Source organism: Paenibacillus jepli, from assembly GCF_047238105.1.
Taxonomy (GTDB): domain Bacteria; phylum Bacillota; class Bacilli; order Paenibacillales; family Paenibacillaceae; genus Paenibacillus_D.
Map to the genome: position 1 here is coordinate 160,218 of NZ_JBDFMD010000001.1, position 12,424 is coordinate 172,641.

At 51.8% G+C, this 12,424-nt stretch carries 10 protein-coding genes, 1 pseudogene and 1 riboswitch; of the genes and pseudogenes, 1 reads left to right on the plus strand and 10 read right to left on the minus strand.

The features are described 5' to 3' along the window. Positions 1-23 precede the first annotated feature (23 nt). From ABC336_RS00780 to ABC336_RS00810, 7 genes and pseudogenes are all read right to left on the minus strand, one after another. Entirely contained in the window at positions 24-434 is a 411-nt protein-coding gene (locus ABC336_RS00780) for a hypothetical protein (RefSeq protein ID WP_413236841.1), read from the minus strand. 103 nt (positions 435-537) lie between these two features. Further along, complete coding sequence (locus ABC336_RS00785) at positions 538-888, minus strand: DUF1048 domain-containing protein (protein WP_413236842.1); 351 nt, start codon at positions 886-888, stop codon at positions 538-540. An 11-nt stretch (positions 889-899) separates the two neighbouring features. Continuing rightward, entirely contained in the window at positions 900-1,247 is a 348-nt protein-coding gene (locus tag ABC336_RS00790) for a DUF1048 domain-containing protein (RefSeq protein WP_413236843.1), read from the minus strand. After that, positions 1,244-1,520, minus strand: a pseudogene (locus tag ABC336_RS00795) (PadR family transcriptional regulator). Before ABC336_RS00795 ends, ABC336_RS00790 begins: the two are co-directional and overlap by 4 nt. A gap of 196 nt (positions 1,521-1,716) precedes the next feature. Next, positions 1,717-2,118 carry a VOC family protein gene (locus ABC336_RS00800; RefSeq protein WP_413236844.1) on the minus strand — a complete coding sequence of 134 codons (402 nt, stop codon included), beginning with the start codon at positions 2,116-2,118 and terminating at the stop codon, positions 1,717-1,719. A gap of 168 nt (positions 2,119-2,286) precedes the next feature. Then, positions 2,287-3,189 carry an RNA polymerase sigma factor SigJ gene (sigJ, locus tag ABC336_RS00805; RefSeq protein ID WP_413236845.1) on the minus strand — a complete coding sequence of 301 codons (903 nt, stop codon included), beginning with the start codon at positions 3,187-3,189 and terminating at the stop codon, positions 2,287-2,289. Continuing rightward, a complete protein-coding gene (locus tag ABC336_RS00810) occupies positions 3,186-4,496 on the minus strand; it encodes a phytoene desaturase family protein (RefSeq protein ID WP_413236846.1) in 1,311 nt (436 codons plus the stop codon). The genes sigJ and ABC336_RS00810 overlap by 4 nt, the downstream gene beginning before the upstream one ends. A gap of 318 nt (positions 4,497-4,814) precedes the next feature. Then, a riboswitch (ZMP/ZTP riboswitch) is annotated at positions 4,815-4,896 on the plus strand. A 50-nt stretch (positions 4,897-4,946) separates the two neighbouring features. Here ABC336_RS00810 and ABC336_RS00815 point away from each other — a divergent pair. After that, positions 4,947-6,047, plus strand: coding sequence for a GNAT family N-acetyltransferase (locus tag ABC336_RS00815; protein ID WP_413236847.1), 1,101 nt, complete (start codon positions 4,947-4,949; stop codon positions 6,045-6,047). A gap of 37 nt (positions 6,048-6,084) precedes the next feature. On the opposite strand, the gene ABC336_RS00820 is transcribed toward ABC336_RS00815, so the two are convergent. The 3 genes from ABC336_RS00820 to ABC336_RS00830 all read right to left on the minus strand — a co-directional run bounded on the left by ABC336_RS00820 (position 6,085) and on the right by ABC336_RS00830 (position 12,267). Beyond that, positions 6,085-7,008, minus strand: a complete 924-nt coding sequence (locus tag ABC336_RS00820; RefSeq protein ID WP_413236848.1) for a DUF2268 domain-containing putative Zn-dependent protease — start codon at positions 7,006-7,008, stop codon at positions 6,085-6,087. Positions 7,009-7,078: 70 nt separating this feature from the next. Then, positions 7,079-7,786 (minus strand): DNA alkylation repair protein, encoded by a 708-nt coding sequence (locus ABC336_RS00825; protein ID WP_413242403.1) that lies wholly within the window; start codon positions 7,784-7,786, stop codon positions 7,079-7,081. Between the two features lie 236 nt (positions 7,787-8,022). Beyond that, the gene (locus tag ABC336_RS00830) at positions 8,023-12,267 is read right to left on the minus strand and encodes a glycoside hydrolase family 9 protein (RefSeq protein ID WP_413236849.1); all 4,245 of its coding nucleotides are present in this window, start codon (positions 12,265-12,267) and stop codon (positions 8,023-8,025) included. Positions 12,268-12,424 lie beyond the last annotated feature (157 nt).

The window sequence follows — 12,424 nt, forward strand, 5'->3', positions numbered from 1 at the left end:
TTCCCAATCTCGTGTTGGATCCGTCAGGTAGACGGTGTCACTTCCAGATCGATGACGAATCGGATCGGCGGATACGGATCCAACTGCTCCGGCTGGATCGTCATCCGGACATGTTGCCCGACTTCCAGCTGTTCGTACTGGCCATCCTCCACTACGTACCATGAGATATCCGCACTCTCTTCCTGCGCTTTGTTGATCCATTCATCGATAGGGCGGTCCTCCCACGGTATAGGGTCATCCGATGGATAGACCAGCAGCTGCTGCCCATTACCGTTCGTCTCCTTGCCGACGATCATGCCGGACACCGACCGATTCACCTCACCGCTTTGCTGCCCAGGGTCTTCCTCCGGCGATGGCGCGCTTGCTGTCCCGCAAGCTGAGAGGATAAGGACGAGCAACAGACAAACGGTCCATAAAATAAAGTTGTTGCGCATGAATCACACCTCCCCATTTACAGGTATAGACGCATTCGGAGAGGAGAAAGTTTCCATGATTTTACCATATGATGAAAGACTTTGGGGGAAACGGGAGGCTCCTTTACCTTTTTTTATCCACGTCCTTTTTCATGGCCTTGCTAATTTCTTCTTCAACTGATTTTTGAATGATATCCGCGTATGTTTTTGAGTCTTTGATAAGATCGTCGCAGAAACCCGCTACGTCACTTCCCGTCACTTCGAGGACGCCTTTTCCCAGGGCTGCACCTTCTTCAAATAGATCGACAATCCCCGAGAGCAAACCGGTGCCGTCGGTTAGCTCTGCAGGACCGACTTTAAAAAGATATTTTTGAATCTCTTTATACACAATCTGATAATCCTTGGGGAGCGCTTTGACACGCGCAATGTGAGCTCGCCACTCTTTTTTGCCTTCAATGAGATCCCGTATGCTCATTTTTCATCCTCCTATTTGCCTAATTTTTTAGCGATATTTTTGTTGAGTTGCTCGCGCCACATGTCGCGGTAAGACTTCGCCCCTTCTTCGCCAGCTAGAGCTGAACAGAAGCCTTTGATATCGTCACCCAACACCTCTTGGACACTCTGACCGTCCGCTGCCGATTCTTCGAGCAGGCCCAGCACACCATCTAAGATGGGCATGAGGTTACGGCCGGTAAAGTCCGAGTACGCCCAAAGATTCGCATTAATTTCTTGCCATGCCGTTTGATAATCGGCCGGCAGCTCCTTGGCCCGCAACTCAAAAGCTTTCATTTCTTTCGTCATGTCGCTGCCGGTAATTTTTTCCCAAAAATTCATAGCGCCATCTCCTTCAACTCGTTCCTTTTCGATGATACAAACTCCCATTTTCCCCAGAACTTCCGCAGTTCCTCACGCCCCGCGTCATGGAACGCGAAAAACTTTCGTGGCGGTCCTATGTCAGATGGTTCCTTCCACAACATCTGAGAAACCGAGGGCGTTCAGCCGCCGCGTGATTTCGTAACCGTAAGTTTCCTTACGGCTTATAATTTCAAGCACACAGCCCTCTAGCCCGCCTTTAAGCATTTCTGTAAGATTTTCCCACACATTCATCCCCTTCTAGTCTGTAACACCGGTATGCAGTATTACTAACTACCTCTACAAAGTAACACGCAGTAGATAATTTGTCAACTCAACCGTTAACACCTTTCCCATGTGTTCAACGAGAAACGGTAGCCGGGTCGGATGACCGGCTACCGCATATCCTGGTTCAGCTATCGTTGAGACACTCAGACATAATTTCGAATGCTTACTGTTTGGATACCATCCATGTGACGCCGAATTTATCGACCACTTCTCCATAGTAAGCCCCCCATGGCTGAAGAGAAAACGGATGCTTGCTTTCGCCGCCCTCGCTTAGCTTGGTATAGGCCGTTCTGGCTTCGGCCTCATCGTTATAGGTCAAAGATAAGCAGATGCTGCGATTATAAGCTACCGGCTCGAATGAATCGGACATCATAAACGTATTTGTACCCGCCACAGTCAAAGCTAAATGCATGACTTTATCCTTCATCACTTCGGGTGTTCCCGGCGTCTCACCGAATGTGGTGAGGAACTGAATCTCGCCTCCAAGCGCTTCGATGTAAAAATTCGCCTGCCCTCTTGCATCCTCTGACATCAAGTAAGCGTTCATTTGTGCTCCCATAATCATTCAACAACCTTTCCATTTGAAATTGTCTATCTATAGGGGACGACGAATGAACAATTTCGAAATCGACAAGGTTTTTTTCTTTTCGCATAAATTTCTTTATTAGAAATCGCTACTATATGGGTTGGCTTACAAATCGATATCAAACGCCGCTTGTATACTATAGTTCTATTATTTGTCCCAATTGGTCCTCAAAATGTTAAACCGGTGAAGCTTCTCAGGATCCCTCACCAGATAAAGATCCGATATTCCAGAAGCATTGAAGGAAAAGCTAAAAACAGCGATGATTGAGCCATACGCCTCCATGATGATTCCCGGGCGGCCGCTAATTTCACAGATGGTGCAGCGGAATGGCTTGGGTACTTCCGGTTCGACGGCTTCAAAAAATCTTGTAATGATCTTCGAGCCGACAATGGGATGCAAGGCCGCCTTTTCTTGTCCTCCCCCGTCCATATACAGCGTTGAATCTACAGACAGGACCTCCACCAGCCTGCTAATATTGCCCGTAGACATAGCACTGACGAATCGTTCTACTACTGCTGTCATGCTTGCCGGAGTTGGTTCCGTTAGCCGATGCTGCGAAGTCAGCTGGCTTCCCAAGCCTTTGCGCGCCCGGAAAAACACTTGCCGGCAGGCATTTGCGTTTTTATCTACAATCTCTCCTATTTCATCAAACGACAATTGAAAAACTTCCCGCAGGACAAATACAATCCGTTCCGTTGCTGTAAGCTGCTTAACTAGCAAATGGCATGCCAGAGCCAGGGACTCCTTCATGACATAAGCCGCTTCAGGATCCTGTGATTCCCCCCCTTCCGTAACAATCGGCTCAGGCAGCCAGATGCCGGTATACAACTCGCGTTGACGGGCAGCCGATTTCAGCCGGTTTATGCTCAGATTATGGACAGTCCGGCATAAGTACGCCTTACGATCGCGGACAGAGCCCGGCGGTTGCTTCTCCAGAGCTAGATATGCCTCCTGTACCATATCCTCCGCATCGCTTCTGCGACCTACTATATGATAAGCAATCGAAAAAAGCAGCGGTTTATATTCCTGATAATGATCGATCCTGTTCATCTCCTTGCTTCAAAAGGATGATCCAATCGTCCGATGACCGCATTGGCTGCTATTTTGGCGCTCGCAAACGACGCATCAGCAAGCATACCGGTAGTTCCGACCCAATCTCCGGCAACGAATAGGCCGACAACGCCATCGACCTCGGAACCGAAGCCGGCATCTCCTGCCGCTTTACGATAATCGTGGGCTACCGTGATGCACGGCAAGTATTGCCTTGTTCTTTCATATTGTCGCCATCCCGGCCATACCAAGTCAAGCCCCTTCTCCAACTGATGCAAGTCTGCCTTGGCATCTCCGGGTGAGTCACCGAGATGCTTGATCATATGGACGACTGACGAACCATTATTGCTCATCTTCGCGACGGTACTTGGGTTGTTGTAGAAAAGCGGTTGATCCAGCCAGAATCCGGCGAGAAATGAAGGCCGCTTGCCGGAAATATCGTGTAGCACGACATCCAGGCAGGCGGCCTTGATCGGCGTCGCCAGTCCGATCTGTTTGATGAAAGCGGGAGTCGCAGCTTCTCCCAATAGCTTTACGAGATCCTGGGGACCCGCGCACACAATGGCATTCGAAGTGTGGATGACAGAGCCGTCCTTCAGACGGACACCTCGTAATCCGCCGTCTTGCAGCACCAAAGCTTCCGCTCTCGTACCGGGAACTAGAACAACGCCGGATCGAGCCGCCAGGTCGGATAACTGACGTATTAATGAACCCCATCCTTCATCGATGTAAAAGGCTTTGCCCGTTAAGGTGCGCTTTAATTGTCCAACTGCTGCCCCGGCATCCAGCAGCTCCGGGTGCGGAACAAAGGAGTTGGAGCGGCTGACCGCATAAAGTGCATGTCGTACCATCGGGCATTGAAACTCCCGTTCCACCCATTCCTGCAGGCTGATTCCTTGCAAGAGCGTTGAGTCTAGGCTTGGAAGCTTCATCATCATCCGAACCATCTCCATTTTCCCTTTTACAGAATACAGTTTGGACATCATTAATTGAACTGGACCCGCGGGAAAAGGATGCATCTGTTCATCCCATACAGCAACGGCTGATGCCGGAGGATTACCCCCCTTAAGACAAAGGTTTAATTCTTTCAGCACTTCTTCTCCTTCGCCGCCCTCATAAAACGCGTGTACACCCAAATTGAGATAGGCACCCTGCTTTTCGTTTGTCATCGCCCGACCACCGAACTTTTTTGATGTGTCCATCAGCGTGACGGAATGCCCCGCCCGGGCCACATAGATCGCCGCAACAAGTCCTGCTATGCCTCCACCAATCACAACCGTGTTATCCTTCGCATCCACTGCTTTCATCCCTCCACCCTCTCTAGTCGATCATCTGATTCACTTCACACACATATGACAAGCGAGAGGAGCGGTTTGTTACACAATTGGATTGTGGGGGATAAAACAAACGAATGGGTCGAACGTTCTTATCTATTAAAAAAAGAGCAGCGCCGCGGCGCTGCTCCCTGTCTGATTCACCTATCATTACCGGCTATCTAGTCTTCTTATTCCAGCCACTCGCCCATGTTTAAGCAACTTTTGATTTACTTTTATCGCTTTCGACTACCGTATAGAAAATAAGTATTGCTCTAAAGCCTTGACCTCTCCTATAATATACAGTAAATATATGGGATGCGTAACTGGCGAGAACGTAGATCACTACGGGGGAGCGCATCCGTCACATAAGCCGTTCGCCTGGGCAAAGCATTTGGTTGATTGTAAACCAGATGCTTTTCTATATTTGAGGAGCGTGTCAGGATGGCAACTGCGAAGAAAGTAGCGGTACTGGTATACGATCAGGTGGATGCATTGGACGTAACGGGTCCGTTCGACGCGTTCGTGGTAGCGAGTAATCGGGGACAGGACTTTCATGTCTTTACGGTCGCACTGGAATCAAAAGCACAGATTAGAACCATTAGCGGCTTGACGATAATGCCGGAATTCGATGCTTTGGATTGTCCGCCGCCGGACATCCTGGTCGTACCGGGCGGTTGGGGAGCTCGCAAGGAAATCCATAATGAGAAGCTTATCCACTGGATCAGCGAAACCTCTCAGCAAGCCGCATTCACACTGTCCATCTGTACAGGGGCACTACTGCTCGCTAAGTCCGGGCTTCTCGAAGGAAAGCGAGCAACCACCAATAGACGGGCCATGGATCTGTTAGCGGAGCTCGCCCCGCCCAGCGCGACGCTCATGGAGAATGTCTGCTACGTGGATAACGGGAGCATCATTACGTCCGCGGGCGTTACCGCTGGCATCGATGCCGCGTTGCATCTGATCGCAAAGCTCCTCGGAGAGCAGCGTGCGATCGATACGGCGTCGAGACTGGAGCATGACTGGCGAAGAGAGCCCTCCGAATCACTTGCGATCCGAAGGGCAACCGTTGATGATGTGGAGGGGATCCTCTTTCTTCTAACCGACGCTGCGCGATGGATTCATACAGCCCATGGCTTCTGGCAATGGCGTGTAGAAAGCTTTACTTTCGAGAATGTACATACCTTTGTCCAAGATCATGAAGTATTCGTCGCCTTGCAGGGACATGAGCTCGTCGGCTGTTTCTCCGTCCAATGGGGGTACGAGATAATATGGGGTGAACAATATCACGAACATGCGGGATATGTGCATCGGTTATGCGTCTCGCGCCACCGCAAGGGCAAAGGTATCGGCCGGGAACTCCTTCGTTACGCAGAAAGCTATATCCATGCACAAGGAAAACGCTGGATCCGTCTCGACTGCATGGCCGACAATCCCAGTCTCAATGCCTACTACACCAGTCTAGGATTCGTGAGGCAAGGCCGCTTTGACGCACAATTTTGGAGCGCGAATCTGTACGAGAAAGAGATCACAGAAAAGGTCTAAACGACAAAAGTAGTCGTCAATAAGGTATGACGGGTTACTAGCCGATTACTGTTATTTCACCCCAAAATTCTTTCACTTCATCCAGGATTTGATCAGCCGGCATGATGGTGGCTTCAACAATCGATGTACCTGTTTTTCTTAAAAAGTACTGGACCAAATGATATCCGCAAGCATAGCCCGCAGCATAAGGCATATTGACCGGTTCAACATTATGAAGCTTTGCGATTTCGTCACCATACAGATATGGGGACAAGTTTTCCCATCCCGTTAGCTGCAATTGTTCTCGAAGCACAGGTTTTATGCGCTTGTTAAGTGTTTCTGCGTTTGTTTTCGTAACCCAAGGGCCGAGCATTTCCCCTCCAAACATGAGAGCAGCAAAGCTTTCTGCCAACCCTTCGCTTACGATGAGCTCGCCCAAATTAACGTTGTGATCCCACTGTATATATTGATATCGCACATTATGGTTGCACTCGTGCGCCAGCGCGGCCGGCATCCGGGGAACCGTGTATGCATTTGGCAAGAGTGTGCATGTAATGTAGCCTGGAATGCCCCCAAAGCCGCTATATCCTCCGTTAATAACCAAGGACCGGCTCTCCGGATTACCGAGTTGAATGGTGAATATATAATCGGATACGGGGAGTTGGATCCCCTGCTCTACAAACAGGTGCAGACTTTTCTTCACGGACTCCTCGCATTCGAGCCAGAAGGATTCGGAGGAGATCTGGTCAATCTCCTCCTGAATCTCAGGAGTAATCTGTACAGGGGATCGGTGCATCATATTATTCATTATCATGACATCAAACCCATGCGGCTCTTCAGCTTTGAATGGAATCTGCTGAATGCGCCATTGCCCCATGTAAGGGGCCAACATTTCGTTTCTAAATACTTCGACTTTCTCCTCGGGGGAAGCCTGGGCAACTTTGCGGTAAATATGATCGGAACGCAAGGTTGTTATGTTCATCTCTCTCACTCCTAGTCGTTGATAGTGAGAAGTATGCACCATAACCTAACGTCAAAGTCAAGCTCCTTTATTAACAAATGCAGGTCTTTTTCTTGCTGCCGATCCGCCCCTTGGCCTCGAGCTTGCTGATATATTCGGCTGCAAGCGGCACTTTGCAAGCCGTATTCCCCACATCCACCTGCACCTTGCCGATTGCCTCAGCCACTGCCATCGCATCCTCCGTTAAAGGCTCAACGTATGCTCCAACGGAAATGACAAACGTATTCATCACATAGCGCACCCAGTTGCGCTCACCGTGGATGGTATCACGTACTCTTGTCAAATAACGTCGTATCTCCTCCAAGTCGAGCGCTTCGTCTGGCGCAACCGATACATAATTAGCGTACGTACTCCATCCGCTTACAGCGACCAATTCTTCCGGCGAGCCGATCCACTCCACAGCCAGCTCACGGGCATACGGACTTTCTGCTGCCACTCTTGCAACGATATATTCGGCGGGTGAGTGCCAATTGGCGCCTGTTACCCACTGCTGCAGCTGTTCTTTGGTTATCGACTTCGGATTGATGCTCAGTCCAGCCAAGTACATCGCGTCGTAATTGCCGGATGCATACAACTGCAGAGCGAGACCTTGGTCTTTTTTCACATGCTTGACCAGCTTCTTCATGTCTCCGATCCTGACGCCAAAGAACGGCTCTTTCGCACCATGGCGAAGGAAGGTGCTTTTCGTCTGCTCAGTTCCCATGCCGGCCAATGACTGCATCACTTCTTCGTAGATCATCACTTGTTCACGCTCCTGATCTTCTTTTTTAACCAAGCCGCTATTCACATTCTCCATTATAAAACCCAGAGTCCCTGTAGATGCAAGCAAAAGGAAATATGCCGCCTCGATCGTGACCGAATCTAGGCGGCATGTCCAGGATGACTGTTAGGTTAAGTATAGCTTAGTGAAGGGTTCGAAGATACGTAATCTTCATGGGTGATGTGAGAATCGCTGGCATTGCAGCTATGACATATCTACTGGCTAACTGTAAAGTTGTCAAAGATGGCCTTCGTGTTCGCGTAGACGCGCGCACCGATCTTGCCGCTGGCGTGCGTGCTATCCGAAGCGCTCAGCTGCAAGACCTCATCTTGATAGACTGCAATCTCATCACCGCTGAGCACGATCCTGTACGTATGGGACGTATCCGGCATCACACTCGGACTGGCATGATCCAGCGTCGTACGAACGCCCCCTTCCACCTTGACCAGCTCCATCTTCCGGCCGGAGCGGTCGTCGTTCTTCAGGTAAAGCACGTAGTGGTTGTCAGGATCCGTGTAACGGAACACAAGCCCAGCATCCTTGTTGCCATTAGTATTGTTCGTTACGTTGACCTTGGCTTCCAATGTGTAATCTGTCCAATCCGGTTGGCCGGCGATCGAGTAGCTGTTCCCGCTAGCGGCTTGGCCAATGTATTCGTCGGCGGTGACTGACCAGTTGCCGCTCGTCGACGTCCAGCCGGCAGCATCACCGTCATTGAAGTCATCGGAGAAGAGTACGCTGTTGCCGCTGACGACCAGTCCCGTCTGCACGGTACTGCTAACCGCATCCGAAGTGGTGTCGCTCGTATGAAAGTAGTACGAGTGGATGCCCAACGGCAGCTTCGTCGTATAGTTATAGTCCTTGCCGTCCGTATACATCATGTCATCGGGATCTGCCTCTTCCATCAGATGGACAACCCCATCGATGACGACCTCCATGGCGAACGGAGCTTCGTTATCAGCATCCGTATAAGTAACGCCAAATGTAAATTCGGTATCCGTATCGCCAGTCGAGTGGTCAAGACTGAGTCCTGTCAACGTAGGCGCGCTGCCACTGGCAAGATTCGTCGCTTTGATCTCGTCGATGAACATCTCGCCGTACTGGGCCGTTGACTGGTTCAGCCAGATCGACATCCGCAATGTCTTCTTGTTCAGCGTGGCGGACAAAGCGTCCATATCGTATTGGAGCTCTGTCCACGTTGCTGGGACGGGTATATAACCGCCTGTGAGATTATAGCCCTTGCTGCCGTCCGACAGCTCTATCTTCATCCTCAGGTCGCTGTAACCCGGGTTCTTGACCGTGAAGTTCAGATACCGGTAACCGTCAAAATCGACAATGTCGTGCCATGGCTGGAACTTCGCGTTGGAGTTCGTCGCCGCCGGCGTTTGCGTAAACTTGCCGACCGTGCGCCCGTCCTCCGTCGTCTTCGTGTAGGTCGCCGAACCGTTGTTCTGGGTATACCAGTTCACCCATTGGTTGTTGCCGCCGGTGGAGCCCCACAGGCCGCCACCGCCAAAATCGTCATATAATGCCGGAGTTGACGGATCGGGCAATGGCGCCGCCACGGTGTAATGCGTGGAGCTATAGGTCATATTGCCATTTGCATCCGTTCCTCTTACATCGACCCGTTTATTGGCGTAAGGCGCAGTACCGCTTTCATCGATGGTAGCGGCGTATACTTCACCACTTACCGACATCGGCGCATACTCGCCGTTCGTGCCGGACGGTCCCGAGGCGGAATAATCGACTGCATGCATGCCGGCTGCCGGCCCTGCAAAAACCGTCACTTCACCGCGAACATAATCGCCGATCGTCGGGGTGAGTGTAGGCAGCTTGACTGGTTCCGTACCTCCGGATGAATCGGCGTTTTCATAGGCGCTCAGTCCCATAATCGTATAAAGCAGACCCGCCTGGATGCTGATGCTGTATTCGTTGTAGCGCCACTGGCTCGTATCGTCTAAGTGTAAGGAACGATCCTCGTACCACGGGCTGACGCTCTTTTTGTCTTTTGTATCCTTCATGTTCGGGCCGCTCACCATCGCACCGGGGAGGACGACGCCAGACCTCCTCGAATTAGAGCCTTCGTCATAACGTGTATGCGGGAAGTCGACGAAGTCGGAACCGATGCCCGACACCCAGCTGATATTCCAAGGGTTCTCGCCAAAAATCCAGTAGATCCCCTTCTCCACAGCGCGCAGCGCTGCTGGATCCTGGAACAATTCATAGTAGCGCATCAAGTCCCCCAGGTATGAGGCATGGGGCTCGTTTACCCCGAAGTTTTTGAACTGATTCAGTACGCCGTATGGGGTATCGTCTGTCGAGGACAGGAAGTAGTCCACCTGCTGCTTCAGTAGAAGCTGGATATGAGCTTGAGTAGTCGGATCCGCGACGGGGTACAGCTCGGCAAGCGCCATCGGCCGCATATCCCAGTAATTGGTCGAATAGATGTCACTGATCGTAAGCGTATTGGCGTTGGCAACCGCGGCGCTGAGATAGTCAGTGTCTTGGGTCAGCAGATACAATTGAACGTCGGCCAGCAGCTTCGCATTCGGAATGCCGCCGCGAGTACTATAAGAGCCGAGCGGCCCATCGGGATTCGCTATGACATAGCTGTAGAACACGACGGCCGCGTCCTCAGCTTCTTCCGCAAACGTTTGCAGCGCTGCGACCTGCTCTGCAGCAATGTCGCCTTCGGCAATCGCCGTATGGATGGCGCGCGCTGTAGCTGCAAGCGTACTTGCTGCTTTGGCCGAACCCGCAACACCGAGATTGGACAGCTTGCGATCATCAGATGTGCCGATCAATCCGTCAGTCGTCTTGTGCGGATGGACGAAGCCGCCGGCGTTATTCTTGAGGTCATACAAAGCGCCTCCCAGCTGATTGGCCCATTTGATCAGATACTCGCTGCCGAAGATCGCTTCATCCACGAGATCGGGTATGCCGTTCGTATCATTATCGAACTTCACGTCGTCTGCATCTTTGTGACGGATGTAAGCCAAGGCGATCTGCGTGCCGACCCACTGGTTGCCCGCATACTTGCCGTAATCGCCGGCATCGTACCAGCCGCCAGTCAGGTCGTAGTTCGCAGTGCCGTCCTCTGATTGGGCATCGTCGAGATGACCGGCCGGATGGTAGATCCTGGCCGAAGGCGCGATGCTGCTGTAGCCCGCCGGGTAAGCCTCCGTGGTGGCTACGCTTGCCCTCTGCAGGCGGTAGAAGGCGGTCATCTCGTCCTTATAGTCCGTCCACATATTCGTCTGGATCGGGAACGGATAGGACGCGACGCCATTGGACACAATCGTGTAATCCAGGCCAGCCGCAGTCACGTCAGAGAAATCGATCGAGTACACATGCTTGTCCCACGTAACGCCTTCGTAGGTTATATTGCCGGTCTTCACGGCGGTCGTGCCGCTCTTGATCTCATAAGCCGTATCGTTCAGCGGAAGCAGCGAGGTGACCTTGGCGCTTTTGAAGCCGGCGGCATGATAGCCGGCCTGGCTGACTACGACGTCAATGACCTGCTCCGATTGGCTGACCACAGGCCCGGACTGCACGGAAGTGTTGACCTCGTCCGATGTCAAGTCCGTTGTCCGATAATAATAGGTATGCGTGCCTGGCGGCAGCTTCGTGATAAAGATGTAATCTTTGCCGTCCGTGTAGTCGGTATCCGCATGATTGACCTCCATCATGTTGTGGATGGTCTCGTCGTTGACGACGAGCTGCATGGCAAACGGCTTCTCGTTGTCGGCATCCGTATACGTCGCGCGGAAAGTGAAGTTCGTGTTCTGATTGTAGGAGCCAGCCATATTGGCTGTCATGCTGCCTGTCAAGAGAGGCGCGGTGCCGCTCTCGTCCGTAGAAGCAAAGATCTCGTCGATCAGTACCTCGCCGTAGCTGCCGCCTGTTTGGCGAAGCCATATTTCGAACTTGGCCTTGGACTTGTTAAGGTTCGGCGCCATCGTATCGAGATCGTAGCGGGTGGTCGTCCAACTCGTCGGGACCGGAACCCAACCGCCCGTCAGATTATAACTGACCGTTCCGTCCAGTACGATGAAGCGGATACGCGAGTCGGGATAGCCCGGATCCTTCCAGGTGACGTTCAGATACTTGTACCCCGTCAGGTCGACGCTCTCATGCCAAGGCTGAAACTTCGCCCACGAGCTGGCCGATGCCGGAGTCTGAGCGAACTGACCTACTTCCCGGGAATCGGCAGTCGTCTTCGTGAACGATCCTGTACCGCCATCCTGGTTCCACCAGTTCATCCAGTTCTGATTAAACACACCACCTCCGGCAAAATCGTCAAACACAACTGGATTATGCGGTCCTGGCAGCGGGGGAACGGCAGCGGAAGAAATAACAGGCAAAACTGTAAGCGCATTCACAAACAAAGTCAATCCTAGCAGCACCGCCAGCGACCTTCTTACCTTTCCTTTCTTGCGTGGGATTTTGGACGACATCATTTTACCCTCCTATGAGAATATAGTAGACTGCACCGTTATCTTACTGTTTTCTTACGCCATATTCGATGATCTAATCTCTTATTCTCGTGATCAATATTCGGCAGAGGCCCGCTGCCTCTGCTAACCGCCGCCAGTCAGCCTATCTGGGGGGGACAAC